Here is a 26,237-nt window from a genome sequence, read left to right as displayed (position 1 = left end):
TTGATCCGCGACTCCCTCGGCGCCTTCACCGGCTCGGACACCGGCGCCGACCGCGTGGTGCCGCCGACCGGCTTCACCGCCTCGCTCACGCTTTTCGCCGCCGGGGCCATGGCCTTTCTCGCGGTCTTCGCGCTGGCGCTGTCGCTGGCCGCCGGGCGGCTCGCCACGAGCTGGGGCGAGGAGCTGGCGCGGGCTTCGACGCTGCGCATCTCCGCCCCCGCCGGGCAGCAGGCGCAGCAAACCGATGCGGCGCTGCGGCTGCTGCAACAGACGCCGGGCGTGGCCTCGGCGCGGGCGCTTTCCGAAGAGGAGCAGCAGGCGCTGCTCGAGCCCTGGTTCGGCCCGGACCTGCCGCTGGCGGATCTGCCGGTGCCGCAGCTGATCGAGATCATCGAGCAGGGCGAGGGCTTCGACCCGGCCGGGCTGCGACTGCGGCTGCAGGCCGAGGTGCCCGGCGCGGTGCTCGACGATCACACCCGCTGGCGGCGCCCGCTGGTGGCGGCGGCGGGCAAGCTGCGGTTGCTGGGCGCGGTGTCGATCCTGCTGATCGCCGGCGCCGTGGCGGCGATGGTGACCCTGGCGGCCAACGCGGCGCTGGCGGCCAATGCGCAGGTGATCGCGGTGCTGCGGCTGGTGGGCGCCACCGACGGCTTAATCGCCCGCGCCTTCGTGCGGCGCTTCACCCTGCGCGCTCTCGGCGGCGCGGCGCTCGGCGCGGCGGCAGGGTCGGGCGCGCTGCTGTTGCTGCCCTCGGCGGAGGAGACCGCGGGCTTCCTGACCGGTCTGGCGTTTGTCGGCTGGCACTGGGTCTTCCCGCTGCTGGTGCCGCTGCTGACCGCGGCGGTGGCCTTTGCCGCCACGGCGATCGCGGCGCGGCGGGTGCTAGGAGATTTGAGATGATGCGATACGCGCTGCAATGGACCCGCTCGCTTATCTTCGTCGGGCAAATCTACCTGGCGATGGCGGTGGTCGGGCTGCTGTTCTTTCCCTGGGCGCTGTTCTCGGATCGGGGCGCGCGCATGGGAGCCCGAATCTGGTGCCGCTGGGTGCGCTGGACGGCGGCCTGGATGGTCGGTCTGAAGAGCGAGATCCGCGGCGAGGTGCCCTCGGGCGAGCTGCTCATCGCCGCCAAGCACCAGAGCTTCTTCGACATCATTCTGCTTTTCGGCGCGGTGCCGGCAGGCAAGTTCATCATGAAGCGCGAGCTGCTCTTCACCCCGGTTCTCGGGCAATACGCCACCCGCATCGGCTGCGTCCCGGTGAACCGCGGCAAGCGCGGGGCGGCGATCTCGAAGATGGTGGCCGACGTGAAGAAGAGCGCCGAGGAGCATCCCGGCCAGCTGATCATCTACCCGCAGGGCACGCGCGTGCCGCCGGGCGAAAAGCTGCCCTACAAGGTCGGTACGGCGATCCTCTACAGCCAGAGCGGCGAGCCCTGCGTGCCGGTGGCCACCAACGTCGGGGTCTTCTGGCCCAAGCGCGGCATCTACCGCAAGCCGGGCACGGCGGTGATCGAATTCCTGCCGGTGATCGAGCCCGGCATGCCGAGCAAGATCTTCCTCGCGAAGATCGAAGCGGATGTTGAGGCGGCCTCGAACCGCCTGATGGCGGAGGCCGGGTTCCATGCGGAAGATTGACAGCATAGACGCGCTGGAGGCGCTCTACGGCACGGCCGCCGGGGCATCGCTGGAGAAGGTGGTGCGGCGCATGACGCCGCTGTATCGCAGCTGGATCGCGGCCTCGAAGCTCTGCGTGCTGAGCACCGTGGGCCCGGCCGGCACCGATGCCTCGCCGCGCGGCGATGATGGCCCCGTCGTGCTGGAGCTCGATCCGGGCACGCTGGCAATGCCGGACTGGCGCGGCAACAACCGGCTCGACTCGCTGCGCAACGTGGTCGAGGACGGGCGGGTGTCGCTGATGTTCTTCGTGCCCGGCAGCAACAACGTGGTGCGGGTGAACGGGACCGGCTGGCTCACCGATGACGAGGCGCTGCGGGGACGGTTCGAGAAACAGGGCAAGCTGCCCGCGACCGTTCTGATCATCGAGATTGCCGAGGTCTACACGCAATGCGCCCGCGCGCTGCTGCGCGCCGGGACCTGGGTCTCGGGCGACGAGAGCGCAGGCTTGCCGAGCATCGGCCAGTTCCTCGCGGAGGCCACGCAGGGGGCCACGGACGGGGACGCCTACGACCGCGAATGGCCCGGGCGTGCCGCGAAGAGCCTGTGGTGAGCTTCTGACGGTTTCGTGATCGCAAACGTCCGACGGAGCCTCGGAAGCCGTGCGTTGAACGTCCAACACGGACAAGACGCAAAGGATTTCGAGCATGTCTGATTTCATCGAGCGCCCCAGCCGCCGGGCGCTGCTCACCGGGCTTGCGGTCTCTCCCATCGCCGTGGCCGGGATCGGCTCCTTCTCGGGCACCGCGCGGGCGCAGGCGCAGGCCGCAGGTCTGATCAGCCCCAACGTCTGCATGGTCATGCCCGAGGTGACCGAAGGGCCCTACTATCTCGACGAGCAGTTGGTCCGCGCCGACATCACCGAGGACCGCGAGGGCGTGCCCATGCGCCTGCGGCTGCAGGTGGTGACCGCCGATTGCACCCCGGTCGAGGGCGCGCGGGTGGACGTCTGGCACTGTGATGCCGTCGGCAACTATTCGGGCTATGCCACGCAGGGCAGCGACGGCACCAATGATACCTCGGAGCAGAGCTTCCTGCGCGGCACGCAGATGACCGGCGCGGACGGGGTGGCCGAATTCCGCAGCATCTACCCCGGCTGGTACCGGGGCCGGACGACCCACGTGCACTACAAGGTCTTCCTCGACGAGCGCACCGTGCTGACCAGCCAGATCTTCTTCCCCGACGCGCTGAGCCAGTACCTCTTCCAGTCGGTGGCGCCCTACAACGACCGCAGCGGCGCCGAGCGCGACACGATGAACAGCAACGACGGCATCGCCAAGCAGGCCGGCGAGGGCGCCTACGCGGCGATCCGCGAGCAATACGACTACTACGATGCGGCGCTGGTGGTGGGCATCGACCCCGAGGCGACCTCGAGCGAGAGCGGCATGGGCGCGGGCGGCCCTGCCGGTGGTCCGCCGACCTCGGGCGAACGCCCGGACGGCCCGCCGCCGGACGGCATGGGCGGCCCGCAGGAGGGTGTCGCCGCCGAGGTCTTCATTCCCGGGCGCACGGCGACGGAGTAAGGCGCGAGCCTTCGAAGGCTCTTGGCGGGGCCGGTCCGGGCGGACCGGCCCGTTTCCGTTCAGCGGTCCAGTGCCCCTTTGCCCGCGAAGGTCTTCGGACGCCGCTTCTCGACCCGCACGGCGCGGGTCTCGGGCCTTTTCGCGCCGGAGTTCTTCTGGACGTGGCTCTTCTGCCGCCTCGGGCCTCGCGCATGGAAAGCCTCGGCCAGCGCCGGGAGCGCCGGGCGGTTCCGCTCTGGCGAGGGGCGGCCGCGGTTCACATCTTGAGGATCGAGTTGCCGCCATCCGCCAGCACGGCGCTGCCGGTGACGAAGGACGACTGGTCGGACAGCAGGAAGAGCGCCGCGCGGGCGATCTCTTCGGGGGCGGCCATGCGCTTCAGGGCGTGCATGTTTCGCACGTGTGCGTGGAACTCCGGATCGGTCCCGGCCATCTCGGTCATCGTGCCGCCGGGCAGCAGCGCGTTGACGCGGATGTTCTCGGCCCCGTGTTCCACAGCGAGCACCTGCGTCAGCCCGATGAGCCCGGCCTTGGCGGCGGCGTAGGCGGCCATGCCGGGCAGGCCGATGGTGTGGCCGACGAAGGAGGAGGTGAAGACGAGGGCGCCGCCTCCCGAGGCGCGCAGGGCGGGGATCTGATACCGCACAGCGTGGAAGGCGCTGCTCAGGTTGACCTCGAACACCTCGCGCCAGGTCTCCTCGCTCATCTCGGTGACGGGGCCGAGCGCGCCGGTGGTGCCGGCATTGTTGAAGGCGCCGTCGAGCCCGCCGAACCGCTTCTGCGCAAGCGCGTCGAGCCGGGCCTCCCGCCGGGCGCCCAGCACCACGTTTGCCCCGGCTCCGGCAAGCAACCGGGCGGCGGCCGCGCCGATGCCGCTGCTCGCGCCGGTCACGATGATCGTCTTTCCCGTCAGCATGGTCCTGTCTCCTTGCGATCTGCAGGGACAGTCTCGGCGCAGGCTGGCGTGCAGGCGATCCGCTTCCTGCGCATTGCGGTGCGACACATGCGGAGCGGCCAAAGAAAAGACCCCCGGAGCGATGCGCCGGGGGTCTTGTGTAGCTTGTGTCCCGAAACGGATCAGGCGTGGATCGCACCGTCGCCGCAGGCCAGCGCCGCCTCGCGCACCGCTTCCGAGAAGGTCGGGTGGGCGTGGCAGGTCAGCGCGACATCCTCGGCGGAGGCGCCGAATTCCATGGCCACGCAGATCTCGTGGATCAGGTCGCCGGCCGACGGGCCGATGATGTGGCAGCCGAGCACGCGGTCGGTTTCCTTGTCGACGATCAGCTTCACGAAGCCCTCGCCCGCAAACACGGCCTTGGCGCGGCCATTGCCCATGAAGGAGAACTTGCCGACCTTGTAGGCGCGACCCTCTTCCTTGAGCTGCTGCTCGGTCTTGCCGACCGTGGCGACCTCGGGGTGGGTGTAGATCACGCCGGGGATGACCTCGTAGTTCACGTGGCCCGCCTTGCCGGCGATGACCTCGGCGCAGGCCATGCCCTCGTCTTCGGCCTTGTGCGCGAGCATCGGGCCCTCGATGGCGTCGCCGATGGCGTAGACGCCCTTCACCGCGGTCTGCCAGTGGCCGTCGGTCTCGATCTGGCCGCGCTTGGTCAGCTTCACGCCGAGTGCCTCGAGGCCGAGCCCGTCGGTGTAGGGCGCGCGGCCGGTGGCGCAGAGCACCACGTCGGCGTCGGTGCTGTGTTCGCTGTCGTCCTTGCGCAGCTTGTAGCTGACCGTGGCCTTGCCGCCCTTGGTCTCGACCTTGGAGACGGCCGCGCCCATGGTGAACTTCAGGCCCTGCTTGGACAGCATGCGCTGGAAGGTCTTCTGCACCTCGGCGTCCATGCCGGGGGTGATGGCGTCGAGGAATTCGATCACCTCAACCTCGGTGCCGAGGCGGGAGTAGACCGAGCCCATCTCGAGGCCGATCACGCCGGCGCCGATGACGACCATCTTCTTGGGGATCTTGCCGAGCTCCAGCGCGCCGGTGGAGGTAACGACGATCTTCTCGTCGACCTCGACCTCGGCGCCCGGCACGGAGGCGGGCACGGAGCCGGTGGCGATGATGATGTTCTTCGCCTCGTGCACCTCGTCACCGACCTTCACCTTGCCGGCCTCGGGGATCGCGCCCCAGCCCTTGAGCCAGTCGACCTTGTTCTTCTTGAACAGGAACTCGATGCCCTTGGTGTTCTGGCCGATGACGTCGTCCTTGTAGGCGAGCATCTGCTTCCAGTCGACCTTCGGCGCGGCGCCCTTGAGGCCCATCTTGGCAAAGTTGTGCTCTGCCTCGTGCAGCTGGTGCGACGCGTGCAGCAGCGCCTTCGAGGGGATGCAGCCCACGTTGAGGCAGGTGCCGCCGAGGGTTTCGCGGCCCTCGACGCAGGCGGTTTTCAGGCCGAGCTGGGCGCAGCGGATGGCGGCGACATAGCCGCCGGGGCCGGCGCCGATCACGATGACGTCGTATTGTGCCATTGGGGTCTCCTATCGGGTATTTCTGGGGGCAGGGCGCATGCGCAATCCGTGCACACCCCCTGCGTGTTCGGAAGCGGGCGGGGCGCCGCGGTCAGGGGGCTTTGCCCCCGTCCACCTGCGGTGGACTTCCCCGGGATATTTGTGTCCAGACGAAGCGTCATGGCAGGAGCGCCAGGATCAGCAGGGCGGCGGTCGCCAGAAAGCCGATGAACCAGATCAGCGAGCGCCAGGGGGCCCAGCCGAAGAGATAGGCGGGCACATAGGCGACCCGGGTCACGAGATAGAGCAGCGCGAAAAACGCCGTGCCGCTGTCGGCCGTGTCGGTGTAGGTGACGACCGTCACCGCGATGGCGAAGAGCAGCAGCCCCTCGAAGTGGTTGTTCATCGCCCGCTGGGCGCGACCGGCAAGGCCGGTCAGCTCGCGGCCCTCGTCGCGCGGCGAGGCGGCATAGCGTCGCCCGACCTGGCGTTGCGCCAGCACCGAGTAGAGCGCCATCTGGACCATCTGCAGCAGGGTCGCGAGGGTCAGGGCAAGCAGTTCCGGCGTCATGCAGTGCTCAGCATGTGGGACGCGGAGGGGCCGTGGCCGAGCGAGGCTTCCTGGGCGAGCCAGTTCTGCGCCTTCTCGGGGTCGTTGACGGTGAAGAGCGCCCAATGGGCGGCGCTGCCTTCGGTCCAGAGCTGCAGCAGGGTGAGCCCGGCGTTGGCGCGGGTCTCGGCCTCGGCGTCGAAGCGCCCGGCATCGAAACTGTCGTAACGGAGCAGAAGCTGCTGGCTCATCTGGTTCTCCCTTCGGGATCACGCGGGGCTCTGTGGGGCCCCGCCCGGCGGATCGGGCGGGGCAATGTCTTGGGGCGGGGCGCAGCGCGGCACCCCGGGCCGGGGATCAGAGATCCATCAGCAGGCGGCGCGGATCCTCGAGGGCTTCCTTGACGCGGACCAGGAAGGTCACGGCGCCCTTGCCATCGACGATGCGGTGGTCGTAGCTGAGCGCCAGATACATCATCGGGCGGATTTCCACCTTGCCGTTGATCGCCATCGGACGGTCCTGAATCTTGTGCATGCCGAGGATGCCTGACTGCGGGGGGTTCAGGATCGGCGAGGACATCAGCGAGCCGTAGACACCACCGTTGGAGATGGTGAAGGTGCCGCCCTGCATCTCTGCCATCGACAGCTTGCCGTCACGGGCGCGCTTGCCCTTCTCGGCGATCTCCAGCTCGATCTCGGCAAAGGACTTCTGGTCGACGTCACGCAGCACCGGAACCACGAGGCCCTGCGGCGTGCCGGCGGCGATGCCCATGTGCACGAAGTTCTTGTAGACCACGTCGGTGCCGTCGATCTCGGCGTTGACCTCGGGGACTTCCTTCAGCGCGTGGCAGCAGGCCTTGGTGAAGAAGGACATGAAGCCCAGACGGGCGCCGTGCTTCTTCTCGAAGAGATCCTTGTACTGCGAGCGCAGCGCCATCACCTCGGTCATGTCCACCTCGTTGTAGGTGGTCAGCATGGCCGCGGTGTTCTGCGCGTCCTTCAGGCGGCGCGCGATGGTCTGGCGCAGGCGGGTCATCTTGACGCGCTCTTCGCGGGCGGCGTCCTCGGCGGCGACGGGGGCGCGCGGCGCGGCGGCGGGGGCCGCTGCGGCCGGGGCCGACTTGGCGGCGGAGAGCGCGGCGGAGACGTCATGCTTCATGACGCGACCGTCCTTGCCCGAGCCCTGAACCTGGTCGCGGCTGATGCCGGCTTCGGCCATCGCTTTCTTGGCCGCCGGGGCGTCCTCGATGTCCTTGGAACCATTGGCGTCGCCGGCGGGCGGCGTGTCGTATTGCGTCGGCGCCTCTGCGGCGGGGGCCGCGGCTCCCGATGCGCCGCCGAGCACGGCGAGCTGGCCGCCGGCCTGAACGGTGGCGCCTTCCTCGGCGAGGATCGCGGTCAGCGTGCCTGCGGCGGGCGCGGGCACCTCGACCGAGACCTTGTCGGTTTCGAGCTCGCAGAGCATCTCGTCGGCGGCGACGCTGTCACCGACCTTCTTGAACCAGGTGGCGACAGTGGCTTCGGAGACGGATTCGCCCAGCGTGGGGACCATCACCTTGACCTCTTCACCGCCCGAGGAGGCGGGGGCCGCTTCGGATTTGGCCGAGGGACGTGCCTCGACCGCCTCGGAGCCGGCTTCGCCCGCGGGGGCGACATTGGCGAGCAGGGCGTCGACGCCCACGGTGTCGCCTTCCTTGGCCACGATGTCGGCAAGAACACCGGCGACCGGGGAGGGAACCTCGACGGTCACCTTGTCGGTCTCGAGCTCGCAGAGCATCTCGTCCACGGCGACGGAGTCACCGGGCTTCTTGAACCAGGTGGCCACCGTGGCTTCGGTCACGGATTCGCCCAGCGTGGGGACGCGCACTTCGGTCGTCATCGCTTCATTTCCCTTCGATGGTCAGCGCTTCGTTCACAAGCGCCTCTTGCTGTGCCTTGTGCTGGCTGGCCAGACCCGTGGCGGGCGAGGCCGAGGTGGCGCGGCCGACGTAGACCGGCCGCTTGTGCGTGGCGTCGATCCGGCCAAGCACCCATTCGATATTGGGCTCGATGAAGGTCCAGGCGCCCTGGTTCTTGGGCTCTTCCTGGCACCAGACCATCTCGGCACCCTTGAAGCGTTCCAGCTCCTTGACCAGCGAGATCGCCGGGAAGGGGTAGAACTGCTCGATCCGCAGCAGGTAGACATCGTCGATGCCGCGGGCGTCGCGCTCTTCGAGCAGGTCGTAGTAGACCTTGCCCGAGCACATCACGACGCGCTTGATCTTGTCGTCGGCCACCAGCTTGGTGCTGCTCTCGCCGGATTCCGCGCTGTCCCAGAGGACGCGGTGGAACGAGGAGCCGGTGGTGAAGTCCTTCGCCTCGGAGACCGCCAGCTTGTGACGCAGAAGCGACTTCGGCGTCATCATGATCAGCGGCTTGCGGTAGCTGCGGTGCAGCTGGCGGCGCAGGATGTGGAAGTAGTTCGCCGGGGTCGTGACGTTGGCCACGATCCAGTTGTCCTGACCGCACATCTGCAGGAACCGCTCGAGGCGCGCCGAGCTGTGCTCGGGGCCTTGGCCCTCGAAGCCGTGCGGCAGCAGGCAGACCAGGCCGGACATGCGCAGCCACTTGCTCTCGCCCGACGAGATGAACTGGTCGAACATGATCTGCGCGCCGTTGGCGAAGTCGCCGAACTGCGCTTCCCAGAGGACGAGCGCGTTGGGCTCGGCCAGCGAGTAGCCGTATTCGAAGCCCGAGACCGCGTATTCCGACAGCGCCGAGTCGATCACCTCGTAGCGGGCCTGGCCCTCACGGATGTTGTTGAGCGGGTAGTAGCGCTCTTCGTTGTCCTGGTTGATCAGGCCCGAGTGGCGCTGCGAGAAGGTGCCGCGGGTCGAGTCCTGGCCCGCGAGGCGTACCGGGTAGCCCTCGGTCAGCAACGAGCCGAAGGCCATTGCCTCGCCGGTCGCCCAGTCGAAGCCGGCGCCGCTCTCGAACATCTTCGAGCGCGCATCGAGGAAGCGGCCCACGGTCTTGTGCAGCGGGAAGCCCTCGGGGACGGAGGTCAGCCCCTTGCCGATGTCGGCCATGGTTTCGGGGGCGATCGCCGTCTCGCCGCGCTGGTAGTTGCCTTCCTTCTGCGCGTCGAGGTGCGACCAGCGGCCGTCGAGCCAGTCGGCCTTGTTCGGCTTGTAGGTCTTGCCGGCCTCGAATTCCTCGTTGAGATGCGCCTGGAAGGCGGCCTTCATGTCCTCGATCTCGCCCTCGGGGATGAGACCGTCCTTGACCAGGCGATCGGTGTAAAGGGTCAGCGTGGTCTTCTGCTGCTTGATCTTCTTGTACATGATCGGGTTGGTGAACATGGGCTCGTCGCCCTCGTTGTGACCGAACCGGCGGTAGCAGAACATGTCGATGACCACGTCCTTGCCGAACTTCTGGCGGAACTCGATCGCCACCTTGGCGGCGTGCACCACCGCCTCGGGGTCGTCACCGTTGACGTGGAAGATCGGGGCCTCGACCACCAGCGCGTTGTCGGTGGGGTAGGGCGAGGAGCGCGAGAAGTGCGGCGCGGTGGTGAAGCCGATCTGGTTGTTCACCACGATGTGGATCGTGCCGCCGGTGCGGTGGCCGCGCAGGCCCGAAAGCGCGAAGCATTCGGCCACGACGCCCTGGCCGGCGAAGGCCGCGTCGCCGTGCAGTAGCACGGGCAGAACCTGGGTGCGCTCGGTGTCGCCGAGTTGGTCCTGCTTGGCGCGGACCTTGCCCAGAACCACCGGGTTCACCGCCTCGAGGTGCGAGGGGTTGGCGGTCAGCGACAGGTGCACCTTGTTGCCGTCGAACTCGCGGTCCGAGGAGGCGCCGAGGTGGTATTTCACGTCGCCGGAGCCATCCACGTCCTCGGGCTTGAACGAGCCGCCCTGGAATTCGTTGAAGATCGCGCGATAGGGCTTCTGCAGCACGTTGGCGAGCACCGACAGGCGGCCGCGGTGCGGCATGCCGAAGACGATCTCTTTGATGCCGAGATTGCCGCCGCGCTTGATGATCTGCTCCATCGCGGGGATCAGCGACTCACCGCCGTCGAGGCCGAACCGCTTCGTGCCCATGTACTTGACGTGCAGGAACTTCTCGAAGCCCTCGGCTTCCACCATCTTGTTGAGGATCGCCTTGCGGCCCTCGCGGGTGAACTTCACTTCCTTGCCGTAGCCCTCGATGCGCTCCTTGAGCCAGGCGGATTGCTCGGGGTCCGAGATGTGCATGTACTGCAGCGCGAAGGTGCCGCAGTAGGTGCGCTTGAGCACGCCCATGATCTCGCGCAGCGAGGCGACCTGCAGGCCGAGCACGTTGTCGATGAAGATCGGGCGGTCCATGTCGGCGTCGGTGAAGCCGTAGGCCTTGGGGTCGAGCTCGGGGTGCGGGTCGCGGCCGTGCAGGCCCAGCGGGTCGAGATCGGCGGCGAGGTGGCCGCGGATACGGTGCGCCCGGATGATCATCAGCGCGCGGATCGAGTCGAGCACGGCCCGCTTGATCTGGTCGTCGGTGACCGACACGCCCTTTTCGGCGGCCTTGGCGGCGATCTTCTTGCCGGCGCCCTTGGTCTCGGCCACGGGCATCAGCGGCCACTCGCCGGTGATCGCGGCGGTCAGGTCGTCGTTCGGGGTCGGCGGCCAGTCGGCGCGCTCCCAGGAGGCGCCCTGCGCCTCGGCCTTCACGCTGGTCTCATCGTCGCCGAGCTGTTTGAAGAATTCGTTCCACGCCTCGTCCACCGCGGAGGGGTCGTTCGCGTAGCGGGCGTACATCTGTTCGAGATATTCCGCGTTCGCGCCCTGCATGAAGCTGAGGGCGTGGAACTGGTCATTCGAGCCTTGATCCGTCATCGCGCGCATTCCTTTCTGACCGATCGTTGAAGCAGCAGGAGGGGGGCCTTCGGTAAAGGCCCCCGTCATGATGCTCCGGAGTGTCGACGGGCCGGAACCCTTGAAGGGGGTGCGGGGCGGGCGGTGCCGCCCCGCTGAGTGCTATTTAGCCCTTGATGGCTTTCATGACAGCTTCACCAAGCGTCGCCGGGCTGTCCGCGACCACGATACCGGCGGATTTCATCGCCTCGATCTTGGACTCGGCGTCGCCCTTGCCACCGGCGACGATCGCGCCGGCGTGGCCCATGCGGCGTCCCGGAGGGGCGGTGCGGCCCGCGATGAAACCGGCGGTCGGCTTCCAGCGGCCCTTTTTCTTCTGCTCGGCGAGGAACTCGGCTGCTTCCTCTTCCGCGGAGCCACCGATCTCACCGATCATGATGATCGACTGGGTTTCCGGATCGTCGAGGAACATGTCCAGCACGTCGATGTGCTCGGTGCCCTTGATCGGGTCGCCGCCGATGCCGACGGCCGACGACTGGCCGAGGCCCATGTCGGTGGTCTGCTTCACGGCTTCGTAGGTCAGGGTGCCGGAGCGCGAGACCACGCCGACCGAGCCACGCTTGTGGATGTGGCCGGGCATGATGCCGATCTTGCAGGCGTCGGGGGTGATGACACCCGGGCAGTTCGGGCCGATCAGGCGCGACTTGCTGTCGACCAGTGCGCGCTTCACCTTCATCATGTCGAGGACGGGGATGCCCTCGGTGATGCAGATGATCAGTTCGATCTCGGCATCGATGGCTTCGAGGATCGAGTCCGCGGCGAAGGGCGGCGGCACGTAGATCACCGAGGCATTGGCTTCGGTCACGTGCTTGGCTTCGTGCACCGAGTTGAACACGGGCAGGCCGAGGTGCTCTTGGCCGCCTTTGCCGGGGGTCACGCCGCCGACCATCTTGGTGCCGTAGGCGATGGCCTGCTCGGTGTGGAAGGTGCCCTGCGAGCCGGTCAGGCCCTGACAGATGACTTTGGTGTTTTCGTTAACGAGGACTGCCATTGTGGCGTTCTCCTGATTGTCGCTGCGGCGGGCGCAGCCTGAATTCCGGGGAGGGAGCGCCGCGGCGCCCCCAGACGCATCAGCCCTTGACCGCTTTCACGATCTTCTCGGCGCCGTCGGAGAGGTTGTCGGCAGCGATCACGTCCAGGCCGGACTCGTTGATGATCTTCTTGCCGAGCTCAACGTTGGTGCCTTCGAGGCGGACGACGAGCGGAACCTGCAGGCCCACTTCCTTCACCGCGGCGATGACGCCCTCGGCGATCACGTCGCAGCGCATGATGCCGCCGAAGATGTTGACCAGGATGCCTTTGACGTTGTCGTCCGAGGTGATGATCTTGAACGCCTCGGTCACCTTCTCCTTGGTCGCGCCGCCACCCACGTCGAGGAAGTTGGCCGGCTCTGCGCCGTAGAGCTTGATGATGTCCATGGTCGCCATGGCGAGGCCCGCGCCGTTCACCATGCAGCCGATCTCACCATCGAGCGCGATGTAGTTGAGGTCGTACTTCGACGCTTCGAGTTCCTTGGCGTCTTCCTCGGTCTCGTCGCGCAGGTTGGCGATGTCGGGCTGGCGGTACATGGCGTTGCCGTCGAAGCCGAGCTTCGCGTCGAGCACCTTGAGGTTGCCGCCGGGCATGAGGATCAGCGGGTTGATCTCCAGCATCTCCATGTCCTTCTCGATGAAGGCCTTGTAGAGCTGACCCATCAGCTTCACGCACTGCTTCATCGCCGGGCCTTCGAGGCCGAGGGCGAAGGCGACGCGGCGGCCGTGGAACGGCTGGTAGCCGGTGGCCGGGTCGACGGAGAACGACAGGATCTTCTCGGGGGTCGAGGCTGCGACTTCCTCGATGTCCATGCCGCCCTCGGTGGAGCAGACGAAGGACACGCGCGAGGTCACGCGGTCGACCAGCAGGGCGAGGTAGAGTTCGCGCTCGATGTCCGAGCCGTCCTCGATGTAGATGCGGTTGACCTGCTTGCCGGCGGGGCCGGTCTGGTGGGTCACCAGCGTCTTGCCGAGCATCTTCTTGGCTTCCTCAGCCGCCTCTTCCACCGACTTGGCCAGACGGACGCCGCCCTTCTCGCCAGCTTCGGCTTCCTTGAACGTGCCCTTGCCGCGACCACCTGCGTGGATCTGCGCCTTGACGACCCAGAGCGGGCCGTCGAGCTCGCCGGCAGCGGACTTGGCTTCGTTGGCGCTGAGCACGACGCGGCCGTCCGAAACCGGGCAGCCGTATTCGCGCAGGAGCGCTTTCGCCTGATATTCATGGATGTTCATGGAAGACTCTTCCCGTCTTGCTGCGATTTCGGGGTGGGTATACGCCCCCCGATCCCGCCGCGCGAAGGGATTTTTGGCTTTCGGCGAAGATTTGCGAGATTTTCTGCCCGTTGTGATCACGCGCTGAAAAAGCGTGATCACAAAATTGCTGCGGGTCGGATTCCGTTAGCGCACCACGGCGAAAGAATCAGCAGGCTGCCGTGGCGGCAGGCAGAAATGGAATACCCGAAAAGCAAGGGCCCCGGCGCTTTCGCTGCCGGGGCCCGAAGTCTCGTGGTGCCCGTGAGGGCACCGGCAGGGCTTACGCCAGGCTGCCGTCGATGCCCTTGCAGGCGTCGACCAGGCCGTTCACCGCGGCGACCGACTTGTCGAACATCTCCTGCTCTTCCTTGTTGAGCTTGATGTTCACGATCTTCTCGATGCCGCCGGCGCCGATCACGGTGGGCACGCCCACGTACATGTCTTTTAGGCCGAACTCGCCGTCGCAGTAGGCGGCGCAGGGCAGAACGCGCTTCTGGTCCTTGAGGTAGGCTTCCGCCATCTCGATGGCCGAGGTCGCGGGCGCGTAGAAGGCCGAGCCGGTCTTCAGCAGGCCGACGATCTCGGCGCCGCCGTCACGGGTGCGCTGCACGATAGCGTCCAGTTTCTCCTGCGTGGTCCAGCCCATCTCGACCAGGTCCGGCAGCGGGATGCCGGCAACGGTGGAATAGCGGACGGAGGGGACCATGGTGTCGCCGTGGCCGCCGAGCACGAAGGCGGTGACGTCCTTCATCGACACGTCGAATTCCACCGACAGGAAGTGGCGGAAGCGGGCCGAGTCGAGCACGCCAGCCATGCCGCAGACCTTGTGCGCGGGCAGGCCGGAGAACTTCTGCAGCGCCCAGACCATCGCGTCGAGCGGGTTGGTGATGCAGATGACGAAGGCGTCGGGGGCGTTTTCCTTGATGCCCTCGCCGACCGATTTCATCACCTTGAGGTTGATGCCCAGCAGGTCGTCGCGGCTCATGCCCGGCTTGCGCGGCACGCCGGCGGTAACGATGCAGACGTCTGCGCCCGCGATGTCGGCGTAGTCCTGGGTGCCCTTGAGCTTGGCGTCAAAGCCTTCGGAGGGGCCGGATTCCGCGATGTCGAGCGCTTTGCCTTCCGGGGTGCCTTCCGAGATATCGAAGAGCACGACGTCGCCGAGTTCCTTCAGGGCCGCGAGATGTGCAAGCGTGCCGCCAATCTGTCCCGCGCCGATGAGGGCAATCTTGGGTCTGGCCATGGATCTGTTCTCCGCTCCATTTGTGAAGTCCGCCGCTTGCGTAAGGTCTCTGCCGCCGACGCGCAAGGGCGCTGCAGGGCAGCATCACGGAAGCTCGATTGCTGACCACGCGGCATGGTTGCGGTAAATGTGTTAAGTTTCGGTGTGTTAACGCCGGTATGCGAGGGTATGCTTTCTGCGGCCATCTGGACCTGTCGGGACGCGGATCGCTTCAACCTGCGCGCGCAAAATGCCGCATTCACAGGCAATCAGGCGATTCTTTTCGGTGTCAGCCGCGCCCGCTGCGCCGCGCCAGATATTTCTCGAGCTGCACCAGCGCATCGTGGATCAGCACCGCGAAGAGCCCGACAATCAGCCCGCCCTGCAGCACGAAGGCGGTGTTGCTGGTCAGCAGCCCGGCGATGATCACCTCGCCCAGCGTGCGCGCCGCCACCGTCGAGCCGATGGTGGCGGTGCCAAGGGCGATCACCACCGACAGGCGGAAGCCGCCGAGGATCACCGGCATGGCCAGCGGCAGCTCGACCCGCCACAGCCTCTGCCAGCGGTCGAGCCCGATGCCGCGGGCCGCCTCCATCGTGCTGGCGGGCAGGGTCGACAGGCCGGTCATCGCATTCTCGAAGATCGGCAGCAGCCCGTAGAGGAAGAGCGCCACCAGCGTCGGCCCGGCGCCGAAGCCGAGCGCGGGGACGGCAAGCGCCAGCACCGCGACCGGCGGAAAGGTCTGGCCGACATTGGTGATCGTGCGCGAGAGCGGGCGGAAGGCCTCTCCGGCGGGGCGGGTGACGAGGATCGCCAGGGTGACCGCCACCACGGTTGCGGCCAGAGAGGCTGCAGCGACGAGGCCGAGGTGGCTCAGGGACAGGGACAGCAGCGAGCTGCGGGTGTAGATCACCGGCCCGTTCTCGGGCGCGAAGGGGGCAAAGAGCGGGGTGAAAACCTCGGGCCGCAGCACAAGTGCCAGCAGCAGCGCGATCAGCGCCGCGCGCAGGATCATGCCGGGTCTCACGCGTGGCGCTCCGCCCGCGCGCGGATGGCGGCCAGCGTGACCCGCCCGGCGGGGGTGCCTTCCGTCTCGACCGGGATCGCCTCGCGCCCGGTCCAGAGGCAGGCCGAGAGCGCCTCGCGCAGGGTCGCCTCCGCGGGCAGGGGGGCGCCTTCGGCCGTGCCCGGCTCGAGCAGCGCGGAGACGGGGATCAGCGAGAGCAGCCGCATCGGCCGCTCGGCATCGCCCACCATGTCGGCGACAAAGGAGGTGGCGGGCTGTGCGACGATCTCCTCGGGCGGGCCGTATTGCACCAGCTCGCCGCCATCCATCACCGCGATGCGGTCGCCGAGGCGGATCGCCTCGTCCATGTCGTGGGTGACCAGCATGATCGTCGAGCCGAGCTTGCGTTGGATGGCGCGCAGATCCTCCTGCGCGCGGGTGCGGATGATCGGGTCGAGCGCGCCGAAGGGCTCATCCATCAGCAGCAGGTCCGGCCGCGAGGCCAGCGCGCGCGCCACGCCGACGCGTTGTTGCTGGCCGCCAGAAAGCTCGAGTGGCAAACGCTCCCGGAACTCGGCGGGCTCCATGCCGAAGAGCTCCAGCAGCTCGTCCACCCGCGCGGCGATCTTCTCCCTTGGCCAGCCGAGCAGCTCGGGCACCGCGCCGATGTTGCGCGCGACCGTGTGGTGCGGAAACAGCCCGTGGCCCTGGATGGCATAGCCGATGCGCCGACGCAGCAGGTGGGGTTTCACCGCATGGGTCGGCTCGCCGTTGATGCGGACCTCGCCCGAGCTGGGTTCCACCAGGCGGTTGATCATCCGAAGCAGCGTGGTCTTGCCCGAGCCGGAGGTGCCAACGATGGCGGTGATCGTGCCGGTCTCGGCGGTGAGCGAGACGGCGTCGACGGCGCAGGTGCTGCCGTAGAGCTTGGTGATCTTGTCGATCTCGATCATGGCTGGCGCTCCGGAATGCGGCGGGTGAGGTCGACGAGGATGTCCATGACGATCGCCGCAACGAGGGCCATGACCACGGTGGGCAGCGCGCCCAGCAGGATGAGGTCGGTGGCGGTCTGGTTGAGGCCCTGGAAGACGAAGCTGCCGAAGCCGCCACCGCCGATCAGCCCGGCAATGACCGCGAGGCCGATGTTCTGCACCAGCACGATGCGCAGCCCGGCGAGGATCACCGGCATGGCCAGCGGCAGCTCGACCTTCCAGAGCCGCTGCATGCCGGTCATGCCCATGCCGCGGGCCGCCTCGATGGCGGCGGGGGGCGTGGCGGCGAGGCCGGTGACGGTGTTGGCGACCACCGGCAGCAGCGAATAGAGCACCAGCGCGAGGAAGGCGGGGGCGAAGCCGATACCGGCGATGCCGAGCGCCTGCGCGGCGGGATAGGTCGCCGCGATCCAGCCGAGGATCGGGATCATGATGCCGAACATGGCGAGCGAGGGAATGGTCTGCAGGAAGCTCAGCACGGGCAGGGTCGCGCCGCGCAGGCTGGCGTTGCGGTGGCACAGGATGCCGAGCGGAAAGCCGATCAGCGCCGCGGCGCCGAGCGAGCCGAATGCCAGCGCGACATGGCGCAGGGCGGCGGTGCGGAAGGCAGCCTTGCGGCTGGCGAATTCCTGCATCACCGACAGGTCCGAGAGGACGCCGGACCAGAGCAGGCCGGCGAGCGCGGCGAGCAGCAGTGCCAGCAGCCCGGCGCGGGCGCGCGGGCCTGGGCGGAGTTGCGAGAGCGCGTCGGCCATCAGCAGCATCAGCACCAGCAGCAGGCACCAGGCGCCCGCCGCGGGGGAGACCCGTGCAAGGTCTCCGGCGCCCTCGAGTTGCGCGCTGGCCCCCTGGACCAGGAGCAAGATCAGTCCGGCGAGGCCGAGCAGGCTGCCGCCAAGCCGGCGCAGGGGCGCTCCGGCGGGGATGCCAAGCGCGAGTCCGGCCCCGAGCGCCAGTCCGCCGGCGATCACGGAGCTGGTGGGGGCGCAGTCCCAGAGCATCACGCCCTCGCCCGCGACGATCCGATTGGCGCGCAGCGTGAGGAAGGGCAGGGCGAGCGATGCCAGTCCGAGCGCAGCAAAGAGCAGGCCGGGCGGGGATAGGACCCACCCGGCGCCAGTGCCCTGATCCCGGCCTTGATCGGAGGCGAGAGAGATCAGTCCAGCACCCCGGATTTGGTGAGATAGTCGCGGGCCACCGCCTCGGCGGGCTCGCCGCCGACCTGGATGCGGCCGTTGAGCTCCTGCAGGGTCTCCATGGTGAGCCCCTCGAAGATCGGGTTCAGCACCTCGGGGATCGAGGGATATTCCTCGAGCACGGCGTCGCGGACGATCGGGGCGGGTTCGTAGACCGGCTGCACGCCCTGGTCGTCCTTCATCACCACGAGCCCGGTCGCGCCGACGCCGCCGTCGGTGCCGTAGACCATCGCGGCATTCACGCCCGACGTGCCGCGGGCGGCGGCCTGGATCGTCGCGGCGGTGTCGCCGCCCGAGAGGATCACGGTCTGATCCTCGGTCAGCGCAAAGCCATAGGTCTCTTGCATGGCGGGCAGCACCGCGGGGGAGGAGACGAATTCCGTCGAGGCGGCCAGCTTCACGTCACCGCCGTCCGCGATCCAGGCGCCGAAATCGCTCATCGTGTCGAGGCCGTTCTCTTCGGCCACGGGGCCGGTCACGGCGATGGCCCAGGTGTTGTTGGCGGGCGCGGAGCTGAGCCAGGTGATGCCGTTCTCGGCGTCCAGTTCCTTGGCGCGTTCATGCGCAGCCGCCGCGTCTTTCCAGAGGTCGGCATCGGCCTCGTTGAAGAAGAAGGCGGCGTTGCCGGTATACTCGGGGTAGATGTCGATCTGATCCGCGAGGATGGCTTCGCGCACCACCTGCGTGCCGCCCAGTTGCAGGCGCCGCTCGACAGGCAGGCCCGCGTCCTCGAGCGCGAGGGCGATCATGTTGCCGAGCAGCCCTCCCTCGGTGTCGATCTTCGACGAGACGGTGATGTCGGCCTGTGCGGCACCGGCGAGGCTGGTGGCGAGCCCGGCTGCAAGGCTGGCTGCGGCGAAAATATGTGTGCGGATCATGGCGCGTCCGGCTCCCTTCCGTTGCGTCCTGTCGAGTATGACAGAGTTCCGCTGAGAAACTAGGATAGGACCGGCGCAGGCCAAGGTTTTCGGGGGTTTTTCCTGACAGATTGCGGCAGCAGGTTGTGCCTGTCAGGCGTCGCTTTCCTTGGGCGGGAGGGTTTCGGCGAGCGTCTCGAAGGCCAGCCCACTGGCGACGAGGCAGGTGACGCCGCTGGTCGAGGTCACTGTGATCGTCCAGGTTCCGGTCTCGTCGGAGGCGAAGACCTCCATCACCGCGTTGTTGCTGCCAAGGCCGATGGACTGGCGCGACTCGCCATAGGTTTCGGCCAGCCGGGCCACGACGATGTCGCGCGGGCCGCAGGTCTGGCTCTCGGCTGTACCAGGGGAGGGAAGCATGGCGGCGAGCCCGCCGCAGAACATGAGCGCGGCGCACTTGCGCGGGCGGAGTCGCTTTCGCAGGGCGCGCTGGGCGAGGGATGGAGGGGCTGTCATCTCCTGTCCTTTCCTGGTGAATTGACTTGAATTGGCTTGAATTGGCTTGAATTGGCGAAGCCCCGTCGAAACGGAGAGTCGCGCTCTGTGGCAGTTCCCGCGGCGGGGGCCTGTGCTCTTCACTGTCGAGCTTGCGCGGCAAGTCCGAAGGAGTGGTTAAGCCTGCGGGCGCGGTTAAAATGCGTGCTTCTTCTGCAGCGCGGCACGAATGGCCTTGCAGTTTTCAGAAAAGAATTGCATCACTAGCGCAAGATTATTGCTCTAAGGATGAAGGTATGGATCTCGCGCTGCGGCCTTATCGCTCGGTTCTCTACATCCCCGGTTCCAAGGAGCGGGCGCTGGACAAGGCGCGCGGCCTCGCGGTGGATGCGGTCATCTTCGATCTCGAAGACGCGGTGGCCCCGGCGGAAAAGCCGGCGGCCCGCGAGACGCTGGCCGCGGCGCTGGGCGTGGGCGGCTACGGCAACCGCACGCGGATCGTGCGGATCAACGGGCTCGACACCGAGTGGGGCGCGGCGGATGCCAAGGCGGCCGATGCCATGGATTGCGACGCCGTGCTGCTGCCCAAGGTCGAGGATCCGGGCCAGCTCGACGCGCTGGCCAAGCTGACCCACAAGCCGCTCTGGGCGATGATGGAGACGCCGAAGGGCATGCTGAACGCGCAGGCGATCGGCGCGCACCCGCGGCTCTCGGGCATGGTGATGGGCACCAATGATCTGGCCAAGGAGCTGAACTCGCGCTTCCGCGCCGACCGGCTGCCGATGCTGACCTCGCTGCAGCTCTGCCTGCTGGCCGCCAAGGCCACGGGATGCGTGATCGTCGACGGGGTCTACAATGCCTTCAAGGACGACGAGGGGCTGAAGGCCGAATGCGATCAGGGCCGCGACATGGGCTTCGACGGCAAGACGCTGATTCACCCGGCGCAGGTCGAGATCGCCAATGCCGCCTTTGCCCCGACCGAGGGGGAGATCGACCTCGCCCGCCGCCAGATCCACGCCTTCGAGGAGGCCGAGGCCGCGGGGCAGGGGGTTGCCGTCGTTGATGGCAAGATTGTCGAGAACCTGCATGTTTTCACGGCGAAGTCGGTCCTCGCCAAGGCGGAAGCCATTGCCGCCATGGGGGCTTGAGGGCAGGGTCGGGGCGAACCCGGCAAGAGGAGACCCCCAATGCTGCTTCTGATTCTCGGCGTCGCGCTCTGGTGGGCGGCGCATCTGTTCAAGCGCCTCGCCCCCGAGGCGCGGGCGAAGATGGGTGACAAGGGTAAGGGCCTCGTGGCGCTCGCCCTGCTTGCCAGCGTGCTGCTGATGATCTTCGGCTACCGCATGGCCGACGGCACGTTCTTCTACGGGCGCACCCCGGCCACGGTGGGGATCAACAACCTGCTGATGCTGGCGGCGCTCTATTTCACCTCGCCCGGGCCGAAGAAGGGCGCGCTCTTCCACAAGATGCGCCACCCGATGCTGACCGGCTTCCTGCTCTGGGCCATCGCGCACCTGCTGGTGAACGGTGACACGCCCTCCTTCGTGCTCTTCGGCGGCCTCGGCATCTGGGCGCTGGTCGAGATGAGCACGATCAACCGCGCCGAACCCGAGTGGACGCCGCCCGCGAAGGGGCCGGTCAAGAAGGACCTGATCTTCCTTGCTGCCAGCCTCGTGTTGCTCTTCGTTATCGGCGCGATCCACACCTGGCTCGGCTATCCCACCTTTGGATGACAACTACCGGAACTGACCAAATGAAAATCTACCGACTGCTGACCGAGGACGACACTTCGGCCTTCTGCCACAAGGTGTCCGAGGCCCTGAGCAAGGGCTGGGAACTCTACGGCGACCCGACCTACGCCTTCGACTCGGCCAATGGCGTGATGCGCTGCGGCCAGGCCGTGACCAAGGACATCGACACCCCCTACACGCCGGACATGAAACTGGGAGCTCAGTGATGGCCAAGACCAACCCCGGGCACTTCTTCGAGGATTACCGCATCGGCCAGGTCATCGACCACGCCGTGCCGCGCACCGTCTCGGGCGGGGAGCGGGCGCTCTACCATGCGCTCTACCCGGCCCGGCACGCGCTCTATTCCTCGGATGAGTTCGCCCGGAGCGTTGGTCTGCCCTCGGCGCCGCTGGAGGATTTGGCGGCGTTCCACCTGGTGTTCGGCAAGACCGTGCCGGACATCTCGCTCAACGCCGTCGCCAACCTCGGCTATGCCGAGGGGCGCTGGCTGACGCCGGTCTACGCGGGCGACACCCTGCGGTCCTCCTCGGAGGTGATCGGGTTGAAGCAGAACTCGAACGGCAAGTCGGGCGTCGTCTACGTGCGCACGCGCGGCAGCAATCAGCGCGGCGAGACCGTGCTGGAGTATTGCCGCTGGGTGATGGTGCGGAAGAAGGATCTCGAGGCGCCCGCGCCCGAGACGGTCCTGCCCGAGCTGAAAAAGGTTCTGGCCCCCGCGGATCTGCTGATCCCCGAGGGGCTGGACTTCAGCAATTACGATTTCACCCTCGCCGGAGAGCGGCATCGCTGGGGCGACTACGCGGTTGGCGAGCAGATCGACCACGTCGACGGGGTGACCATCGAGGAGGCAGAGCACATGCTCGCCACCCGCCTGTGGCAGAACACCGCCAAGGTGCATTTCGATGCCACCCAGCGCGAGGACGGCAAGCGGCTGATCTACGGCGGCCATGTCATCTCGATGGCGCGGGCGCTCAGTTTCAACGGTCTGGCAAACGCGCAGATGATCGTGGGTCTGAACGGCGGCGCCCACGCAAACCCCTGTTTTGCAGGAGATACCATGCGGGTCTGGTCCGAGGTTCTGGACCGCGCCGAGACCCCGGCGCCGGGTGTCGGCGCGCTGCGGATGCGGCTGGTGGCAACCCGGGGCGGGGCGCCCTTCGCGCTGAAGGGGGAGGATGGAAAATACCTTCCGGACGTGCTGCTCGACCTCGACTACTGGGTGCTGATCCCGCGCTGATTTCATCCCGATTCCGGTCTGATCCTTGCCTGTTCTCGGCCTGATCCCGGGCAAGTCGCGGGAAGGATGCGGCGGCTGAGTCGCCGTGGCGCACCGCGGAAATCTGAGTTAAACGCTTAGGAATAAGGCGACTCTGCGGAAATCTCCGTTAGCGCAGAGAATGTGATCACGCCTTTTGAAGTGTGATCACGAATTTCGATCATTTTTTGGAATTGGATGGAAAAATCGTGCTCAGGCCGCGTGCAGCCGCGTGACAGCGCAGGGCAAGAGGCGCTAGAACGCGGCCACAAGGGAACCGAAAAGGACAAGCCATGGCCGATGTGAACCGGGGCAGTCGCCCGCTTTCACCCTTCATGATCGGGCAGTACTACCGCCCCCAGATGACGTCGATCTCCTCCATCATGGTCCGGATCACCGGAATCGCGACCTTCGGTTTCGCGTTCCTCGTGGTCTGCTGGCTGATCGCTGCGGCGAGTTCGGCCGAGGCCTTCGCGGTGGTCGATGGCATCCTGACCAGCTTCATCGGCGACCTGCTCATGCTGCTCGCGACCTGGGCGATCTGGTACCACATGCTGGGCCGGCTGCGTCACGTGATCTGGGATCTCGGACATCTGATCGAGGTCGAGATTTCGGAAAAGCTCGGCTGGGGCATGTTCATCGGCGCCACCGTCCTGACGCTTCTCACGATCATCGTGGTGTAAGGAGACCTCCCATGCGATTTCTGACCGACCGCAAACTCGCGCAGGGGCTGGGCGCGGGGCACACGGGCACCCACCACCACTGGAACGCCATCATCACCTCGGCCGCGCTGGTTGTGCTGGTGCCGCTCTTCGTCTTCACCTTCGGCGCCGCCCTCGGCAGCAGCCACGAGGACGTTCTGGCCTATTTCGCGCGTCCCTTCCCGGCCATCGTCACCGCGCTGACCGCCGTGGTGGTGATCCTGCACTGCAAGGGCGAGATCGATGAAGCCGTCATCGACTACGTGCCCGGTACGCTCGGCAAGCTGGTGCTTGTCGCCGTTCAGGCGCTGTCCTGGGCGATGATCGCAGGCGCGCTCTTCGCGCTGGTCAAACTGGCACTCTGAATTCGCGGCTCGAGGAACAATAAAGATGACAGCAGCTTACGAATACGAGACGCATGACTATGACGTCGTGGTCGTCGGTGCCGGCGGTGCCGGCCTGCGCGCCACCCTCGGCATGGCAGAGCAGGGTCTTCGCACCGCCTGCGTGAGCAAGGTCTTCCCGACCCGCTCGCACACCGTCGCGGCGCAGGGCGGCATCGCCGCTTCGCTGGCCAACATGGGCCCGGACAACTGGCAGTGGCACATGTACGACACGGTGAAGGGCTCCGACTGGCTCGGCGACACCGACGCCATGGAGTACCTCGCCCGTTCGGCGCCCGCCGCGGTCTACGAGCTCGAGCACTACGGCGTGCCCTTCTCGCGCACCGAGGAAGGCAAGATCTACCAGCGCCCCTTCGGCGGCCACACCACCGAGTTCGGTGAAGGCCCCGCCGTGCAGCGCACCTGCGCCGCGGCCGACCGCACCGGCCACGCCATCCTGCACACGCTCTACGGCCAGTCGCTGAAGAACAATGCCGAGTTCTACATCGAATACTTCGCCATCGACCTGCTGATGGAAGACGGCGTCTGCAAGGGCGTGCTCTGCTGGAAGCTCGACGACGGCACCTTCCACGTGTTCAACGCCAAGATGGTCGTGCTGGCCACCGGCGGCTACGGCCGGGCCTACTTCTCGGCCACCTCGGCGCACACCTGCACCGGCGACGGCGGCGGCATGGTGGCCCGTGCGGGCCTGCCGCTGCAGGACATGGAATTCGTGCAGTTCCACCCGACCGGCATCTACGGCTCGGGCTGCCTGATCACCGAGGGCGCCCGCGGTGAAGGCGGTTACCTCACCAACAAGGACGGCGAGCGGTTCATGGAGCGCTACGCGCCCCAGTACAAAGACCTCGCGCCCCGCGACTACGTCTCGCGCTGCATGACCATGGAAATCCGCGAAGGCCGCGGCGTGGGCGAGCATGGCGATCACATCCACCTCAACCTCTCGCACCTGCCGAAGGAAGCGCTCGCAGAGCGTCTGCCGGGCATCTCCGAGAGCGCGAAGATCTTCGCCGGCGTGGACGTGACGAAAGAGCCGATCCCGGTTCTGCCGACCGTGCACTACAACATGGGCGGCATTCCCACGAACTACTGGGGCGAGGTGCTGAACCCGACCGCCGAGGATCCCAACGCCGTCGTGCCGGGCCTGATGGCCGTGGGCGAGGCGGGCTGCGCCTCGGTGCACGGGGCGAACCGCCTCGGCTCGAACTCGCTGATCGACCTCGTGGTCTTCGGCCGCGCCGCCGCGATCCGCGCCGGCGAGGTGGTGGACCGTTCGGGTGCCGTGCCGACCGCGCCGAAGTCGCAGATCGACAAGGCCTTCGACCGCTTCGACGGTGTGCGCAACGCCTCGGGCGCGATCCCGACCGCCGAGCTGCGCCTCGAGATGCAGCGCACCATGCAGGCCGACGCCGCGGTGTTCCGCGCCTCCGAGACCCTGAAGGACGGCAAGGAAAAGATGACCGAGATCGCCGGCAAGCTGGGCGACATCAAGGTCACCGACCGCTCGCTGATCTGGAACTCGGACCTGATGGAAAGCCTCGAGCTGACCAATCTCATGCCGAACGCCATCGCGACCATCGTCGGCGCCGAGGCGCGCCACGAGAGCCGCGGTGCCCACGCGCACGAGGACTTCGCCAACCGGGACGACGACAACTGGCGGGTGCACACGATCAGCCGTGTCGAGGGCAACAAGGTGGAGCTCAGCTACCGCCCGGTCGTGCTCGATCCGCTGACCACCGAGGATCAGGGCGGCATTTCGCTGAAGAAGATCGCGCCGAAGGCACGGACCTTCTGATGCGGGCAGCCCTCGGCCTCGTACTCGTGCTGGCGGCCTGTTCGGCCCAGACGCAGGACCAGATTGCGCGGCAAGCCGCGAAATCCACGGTCGCCCGCGTCGTCGCCGACAGGTATCCCGGCGTGCCGGTGGAACCGGCGCTGGACTGCGTGATCGACAATGCCTCGTCCACGCAAATCTACGCGCTGGCCGCCGACAGCATCGGCGGGCCCACCGCCAGCACCGTCGAGGTTGTTTCCGATATCGTCTCGAAGCCCGAGACCCTGACCTGCCTGGCAGCCGAGGGGCTGCCGGCCCTCATCCGATAGGAGAGAGACATGGTTCAATTTACACTTCCCAAGAACTCCAAGATCCGCACCGGCAAGACCTGGCCGAAGCCCGAGGGCGCGACCAACGTGCGGGCGTTCAAGATCTACCGCTGGAGCCCCGACGACGGTGAGAACCCGCGGGTCGACACCTATTTCCTCGACATGGACAAATGCGGTCCGATGGTCCTGGACGCGCTGATCAAGATCAAGAACGAGATCGACCCCACGCTGACCTTCCGCCGCTCCTGTCGCGAAGGCATCTGCGGCTCCTGCGCGATGAACATCGACGGGATCAACACGCTGGCCTGCATCTACGGGCTGGACGAGGTGAAGGGCGACGTGAAGATCTACCCGCTGCCGCACATGCCGGTGGTCAAGGACCTGATCCCCGACCTGACGCACTTCTACGCGCAGCACGCCTCGATCATGCCCTGGCTGGAAACCAAGACCAACCGGCCGCAGAAGGAGTGGAAGCAGTCCATCGAGGACCGCAAGAAGCTCGACGGTCTCTACGAGTGCGTGATGTGCGCCTCGTGCTCGACCTCCTGCCCGAGCTACTGGTGGAACTCCGACCGCTACCTCGGCCCGGCGGCGCTGCTGCACGCCTACCGCTGGATCATCGACAGCCGCGACGAGGCCACCGGCGAACGTCTCGACAACCTCGAGGATCCGTTCAAGCTGTACCGCTGCCACACCATCATGAACTGCGCCAAGACCTGCCCCAAGGGTCTGAACCCGGCCAAGGCCATCGCGTCGATCAAGCACATGATGCTGGAGCGTCACGTCTGATCTGACTGTCGATACACGGCATGCAAGGCGCCGTCCCCGCGCGGGGGCGGCGCTTTTCTTTTGCCTGCTGCGGCTCTTTTGCCCTCTGCCGCG

27 protein-coding genes are annotated in these 26,237 nt (G+C 67.2%); 13 read left to right on the top strand and 14 right to left on the bottom strand.

Annotated elements, in window-relative coordinates:
* The 4 genes from LC039_RS05345 (at position 1) to LC039_RS05330 (ending at position 3,199) form a co-directional block, all read left to right on the top strand.
* Complete coding sequence (locus tag LC039_RS05345) at positions 1-900, top strand: cell division protein FtsX (RefSeq protein ID WP_264179444.1); 900 nt, start codon at positions 1-3, stop codon at positions 898-900.
* Positions 900-1,637 (top strand): lysophospholipid acyltransferase family protein, encoded by a 738-nt coding sequence (locus LC039_RS05340; protein WP_226622379.1) that lies wholly within the window; start codon positions 900-902, stop codon positions 1,635-1,637. Before LC039_RS05345 ends, LC039_RS05340 begins: the two co-directional genes overlap by 1 nt.
* On the top strand, positions 1,624-2,229 hold the full coding sequence (locus LC039_RS05335) for a pyridoxamine 5'-phosphate oxidase family protein (RefSeq protein ID WP_226622024.1): 606 nt from the start codon (positions 1,624-1,626) through the stop codon (positions 2,227-2,229). The genes LC039_RS05340 and LC039_RS05335 overlap by 14 nt, the downstream gene beginning before the upstream one ends.
* Before the next feature lie 94 nt (positions 2,230-2,323).
* On the top strand, positions 2,324-3,199 hold the full coding sequence (locus tag LC039_RS05330; RefSeq protein ID WP_226622023.1) for an intradiol ring-cleavage dioxygenase: 876 nt from the start codon (positions 2,324-2,326) through the stop codon (positions 3,197-3,199).
* A gap of 256 nt (positions 3,200-3,455) precedes the next feature.
* Here the strand turns inward: LC039_RS05330 and LC039_RS05325 are convergent, their stop codons facing one another.
* From LC039_RS05325 to LC039_RS05260, 14 genes are all read right to left on the bottom strand, one after another.
* Positions 3,456-4,115: an SDR family oxidoreductase gene (locus LC039_RS05325; RefSeq protein ID WP_226622022.1), complete on the bottom strand. Its 660-nt coding sequence runs from the start codon at positions 4,113-4,115 to the stop codon at positions 3,456-3,458.
* A 161-nt stretch (positions 4,116-4,276) separates the two neighbouring features.
* Positions 4,277-5,671, bottom strand: a complete 1,395-nt coding sequence (lpdA, locus tag LC039_RS05320) for a dihydrolipoyl dehydrogenase (RefSeq protein WP_226622021.1) — start codon at positions 5,669-5,671, stop codon at positions 4,277-4,279.
* 157 nt (positions 5,672-5,828) lie between these two features.
* The gene (locus LC039_RS05315) at positions 5,829-6,221 is read right to left on the bottom strand and encodes an MAPEG family protein (protein WP_226622020.1); all 393 of its coding nucleotides are present in this window, start codon (positions 6,219-6,221) and stop codon (positions 5,829-5,831) included.
* Positions 6,218-6,451 carry a hypothetical protein gene (locus LC039_RS05310; RefSeq protein ID WP_226622019.1) on the bottom strand — a complete coding sequence of 78 codons (234 nt, stop codon included), beginning with the start codon at positions 6,449-6,451 and terminating at the stop codon, positions 6,218-6,220. The genes LC039_RS05315 and LC039_RS05310 overlap by 4 nt, the downstream gene beginning before the upstream one ends.
* Positions 6,452-6,557: 106 nt before the next feature.
* Entirely contained in the window at positions 6,558-8,078 is a 1,521-nt protein-coding gene (gene odhB, locus LC039_RS05305) for a 2-oxoglutarate dehydrogenase complex dihydrolipoyllysine-residue succinyltransferase (RefSeq protein WP_226622018.1), read from the bottom strand.
* 4 nt (positions 8,079-8,082) lie between these two features.
* The gene (locus LC039_RS05300; protein WP_226622017.1) at positions 8,083-11,052 is read right to left on the bottom strand and encodes a 2-oxoglutarate dehydrogenase E1 component; all 2,970 of its coding nucleotides are present in this window, start codon (positions 11,050-11,052) and stop codon (positions 8,083-8,085) included.
* Positions 11,053-11,197: 145 nt separating this feature from the next.
* Positions 11,198-12,082: a succinate--CoA ligase subunit alpha gene (gene sucD / locus LC039_RS05295; protein ID WP_095880431.1), complete on the bottom strand. Its 885-nt coding sequence runs from the start codon at positions 12,080-12,082 to the stop codon at positions 11,198-11,200.
* Between the two features lie 79 nt (positions 12,083-12,161).
* On the bottom strand, positions 12,162-13,355 hold the full coding sequence (gene sucC, locus LC039_RS05290; protein WP_226622016.1) for an ADP-forming succinate--CoA ligase subunit beta: 1,194 nt from the start codon (positions 13,353-13,355) through the stop codon (positions 12,162-12,164).
* Positions 13,356-13,656: 301 nt separating this feature from the next.
* Positions 13,657-14,619 carry a malate dehydrogenase gene (gene mdh / locus LC039_RS05285; protein WP_226622015.1) on the bottom strand — a complete coding sequence of 321 codons (963 nt, stop codon included), beginning with the start codon at positions 14,617-14,619 and terminating at the stop codon, positions 13,657-13,659.
* A 268-nt stretch (positions 14,620-14,887) separates the two neighbouring features.
* Positions 14,888-15,613: an ABC transporter permease gene (locus tag LC039_RS05280; RefSeq protein ID WP_264179458.1), complete on the bottom strand. Its 726-nt coding sequence runs from the start codon at positions 15,611-15,613 to the stop codon at positions 14,888-14,890.
* A gap of 8 nt (positions 15,614-15,621) precedes the next feature.
* Positions 15,622-16,557, bottom strand: coding sequence for an ABC transporter ATP-binding protein (locus tag LC039_RS05275; protein ID WP_226622013.1), 936 nt, complete (start codon positions 16,555-16,557; stop codon positions 15,622-15,624).
* The gene (locus LC039_RS05270) at positions 16,554-17,597 is read right to left on the bottom strand and encodes an ABC transporter permease (RefSeq protein WP_226622012.1); all 1,044 of its coding nucleotides are present in this window, start codon (positions 17,595-17,597) and stop codon (positions 16,554-16,556) included. The genes LC039_RS05275 and LC039_RS05270 overlap by 4 nt, the downstream gene beginning before the upstream one ends.
* A gap of 155 nt (positions 17,598-17,752) precedes the next feature.
* The gene (locus LC039_RS05265) at positions 17,753-18,670 is read right to left on the bottom strand and encodes an ABC transporter substrate-binding protein (RefSeq protein ID WP_226622011.1); all 918 of its coding nucleotides are present in this window, start codon (positions 18,668-18,670) and stop codon (positions 17,753-17,755) included.
* Between the two features lie 132 nt (positions 18,671-18,802).
* A complete protein-coding gene (locus tag LC039_RS05260; protein ID WP_413463814.1) occupies positions 18,803-19,093 on the bottom strand; it encodes a hypothetical protein in 291 nt (96 codons plus the stop codon).
* A gap of 347 nt (positions 19,094-19,440) precedes the next feature.
* Here LC039_RS05260 and LC039_RS05255 point away from each other — a divergent pair, with 347 nt between their 5' ends.
* The 9 genes from LC039_RS05255 to LC039_RS05215 all read left to right on the top strand — a co-directional run bounded on the left by LC039_RS05255 (position 19,441) and on the right by LC039_RS05215 (position 26,144).
* On the top strand, positions 19,441-20,292 hold the full coding sequence (locus LC039_RS05255) for an HpcH/HpaI aldolase/citrate lyase family protein (RefSeq protein ID WP_226622010.1): 852 nt from the start codon (positions 19,441-19,443) through the stop codon (positions 20,290-20,292).
* Positions 20,293-20,331: 39 nt separating this feature from the next.
* Positions 20,332-20,877, top strand: coding sequence for an NnrU family protein (locus LC039_RS05250; protein ID WP_226622009.1), 546 nt, complete (start codon positions 20,332-20,334; stop codon positions 20,875-20,877).
* Between the two features lie 20 nt (positions 20,878-20,897).
* Complete coding sequence (locus LC039_RS05245) at positions 20,898-21,101, top strand: DUF1737 domain-containing protein (protein ID WP_226622008.1); 204 nt, start codon at positions 20,898-20,900, stop codon at positions 21,099-21,101.
* Positions 21,101-22,132 (top strand): MaoC family dehydratase, encoded by a 1,032-nt coding sequence (locus LC039_RS05240; protein WP_226622007.1) that lies wholly within the window; start codon positions 21,101-21,103, stop codon positions 22,130-22,132. Before LC039_RS05245 ends, LC039_RS05240 begins: the two co-directional genes overlap by 1 nt.
* 311 nt (positions 22,133-22,443) lie before the next feature.
* Positions 22,444-22,833: a succinate dehydrogenase, cytochrome b556 subunit gene (gene sdhC, locus LC039_RS05235; RefSeq protein ID WP_226622006.1), complete on the top strand. Its 390-nt coding sequence runs from the start codon at positions 22,444-22,446 to the stop codon at positions 22,831-22,833.
* A gap of 11 nt (positions 22,834-22,844) precedes the next feature.
* On the top strand, positions 22,845-23,216 hold the full coding sequence (locus LC039_RS05230) for a succinate dehydrogenase, hydrophobic membrane anchor protein (protein ID WP_226622005.1): 372 nt from the start codon (positions 22,845-22,847) through the stop codon (positions 23,214-23,216).
* Between the two features lie 25 nt (positions 23,217-23,241).
* Complete coding sequence (gene sdhA / locus LC039_RS05225; protein ID WP_226622004.1) at positions 23,242-25,047, top strand: succinate dehydrogenase flavoprotein subunit; 1,806 nt, start codon at positions 23,242-23,244, stop codon at positions 25,045-25,047.
* On the top strand, positions 25,047-25,355 hold the full coding sequence (locus tag LC039_RS05220) for a hypothetical protein (protein ID WP_226622003.1): 309 nt from the start codon (positions 25,047-25,049) through the stop codon (positions 25,353-25,355). The genes sdhA and LC039_RS05220 overlap by 1 nt, the downstream gene beginning before the upstream one ends.
* A 9-nt stretch (positions 25,356-25,364) precedes the next feature.
* Complete coding sequence (locus tag LC039_RS05215; protein WP_226622002.1) at positions 25,365-26,144, top strand: succinate dehydrogenase iron-sulfur subunit; 780 nt, start codon at positions 25,365-25,367, stop codon at positions 26,142-26,144.
* Positions 26,145-26,237 lie beyond the last annotated feature (93 nt).

Source organism: Alloyangia pacifica (assembly GCF_020524285.1).
Classification (GTDB): Bacteria; Pseudomonadota; Alphaproteobacteria; order Rhodobacterales; family Rhodobacteraceae; genus Salipiger; species Salipiger pacificus_B.
Note: the sequence above shows the minus strand (reverse complement) of the source record. Positions and strands in the feature narration are given on the sequence as shown.

Bases quoted from the DNA above. Each gene is read 5' to 3' on its own strand.
- LC039_RS05215 (WP_226622002.1), top strand. From the start codon at position 25,365: ATGGTTCAATTTACACTTCCCAAGAACTCCAAGATCCGCACCGGCAAG.
- LC039_RS05315 (WP_226622020.1), bottom strand. From the start codon at position 6,221: ATGACGCCGGAACTGCTTGCCCTGACCCTCGCGACCCTGCTGCAGATG.
- LC039_RS05220 (WP_226622003.1), top strand. From the start codon at position 25,047: ATGCGGGCAGCCCTCGGCCTCGTACTCGTGCTGGCGGCCTGTTCGGCC.
- sucD (WP_095880431.1), bottom strand. From the start codon at position 12,082: ATGGCAGTCCTCGTTAACGAAAACACCAAAGTCATCTGTCAGGGCCTG.
- sdhA (WP_226622004.1), top strand. From the start codon at position 23,242: ATGACAGCAGCTTACGAATACGAGACGCATGACTATGACGTCGTGGTC.
- LC039_RS05265 (WP_226622011.1), bottom strand. From the start codon at position 18,670: ATGATCCGCACACATATTTTCGCCGCAGCCAGCCTTGCAGCCGGGCTC.
- sdhC (WP_226622006.1), top strand. From the start codon at position 22,444: ATGGCCGATGTGAACCGGGGCAGTCGCCCGCTTTCACCCTTCATGATC.
- LC039_RS05260 (WP_413463814.1), bottom strand. From the start codon at position 19,093: ATGTTCTGCGGCGGGCTCGCCGCCATGCTTCCCTCCCCTGGTACAGCC.
- lpdA (WP_226622021.1), bottom strand. From the start codon at position 5,671: ATGGCACAATACGACGTCATCGTGATCGGCGCCGGCCCCGGCGGCTAT.
- LC039_RS05280 (WP_264179458.1), bottom strand. From the start codon at position 15,613: ATGATCCTGCGCGCGGCGCTGATCGCGCTGCTGCTGGCACTTGTGCTG.
- LC039_RS05230 (WP_226622005.1), top strand. From the start codon at position 22,845: ATGCGATTTCTGACCGACCGCAAACTCGCGCAGGGGCTGGGCGCGGGG.
- LC039_RS05300 (WP_226622017.1), bottom strand. From the start codon at position 11,052: ATGACGGATCAAGGCTCGAATGACCAGTTCCACGCCCTCAGCTTCATG.
- LC039_RS05275 (WP_226622013.1), bottom strand. From the start codon at position 16,557: ATGATCGAGATCGACAAGATCACCAAGCTCTACGGCAGCACCTGCGCC.
- mdh (WP_226622015.1), bottom strand. From the start codon at position 14,619: ATGGCCAGACCCAAGATTGCCCTCATCGGCGCGGGACAGATTGGCGGC.
- LC039_RS05240 (WP_226622007.1), top strand. From the start codon at position 21,101: ATGGCCAAGACCAACCCCGGGCACTTCTTCGAGGATTACCGCATCGGC.
- sucC (WP_226622016.1), bottom strand. From the start codon at position 13,355: ATGAACATCCATGAATATCAGGCGAAAGCGCTCCTGCGCGAATACGGC.
- LC039_RS05270 (WP_226622012.1), bottom strand. From the start codon at position 17,597: ATGCTCTGGGACTGCGCCCCCACCAGCTCCGTGATCGCCGGCGGACTG.
- LC039_RS05245 (WP_226622008.1), top strand. From the start codon at position 20,898: ATGAAAATCTACCGACTGCTGACCGAGGACGACACTTCGGCCTTCTGC.
- LC039_RS05310 (WP_226622019.1), bottom strand. From the start codon at position 6,451: ATGAGCCAGCAGCTTCTGCTCCGTTACGACAGTTTCGATGCCGGGCGC.
- LC039_RS05330 (WP_226622023.1), top strand. From the start codon at position 2,324: ATGTCTGATTTCATCGAGCGCCCCAGCCGCCGGGCGCTGCTCACCGGG.
- LC039_RS05340 (WP_226622379.1), top strand. From the start codon at position 900: ATGCGATACGCGCTGCAATGGACCCGCTCGCTTATCTTCGTCGGGCAA.
- LC039_RS05335 (WP_226622024.1), top strand. From the start codon at position 1,624: ATGCGGAAGATTGACAGCATAGACGCGCTGGAGGCGCTCTACGGCACG.
- odhB (WP_226622018.1), bottom strand. From the start codon at position 8,078: ATGACGACCGAAGTGCGCGTCCCCACGCTGGGCGAATCCGTGACCGAA.
- LC039_RS05250 (WP_226622009.1), top strand. From the start codon at position 20,332: ATGCTGCTTCTGATTCTCGGCGTCGCGCTCTGGTGGGCGGCGCATCTG.
- LC039_RS05255 (WP_226622010.1), top strand. From the start codon at position 19,441: ATGGATCTCGCGCTGCGGCCTTATCGCTCGGTTCTCTACATCCCCGGT.
- LC039_RS05325 (WP_226622022.1), bottom strand. From the start codon at position 4,115: ATGCTGACGGGAAAGACGATCATCGTGACCGGCGCGAGCAGCGGCATC.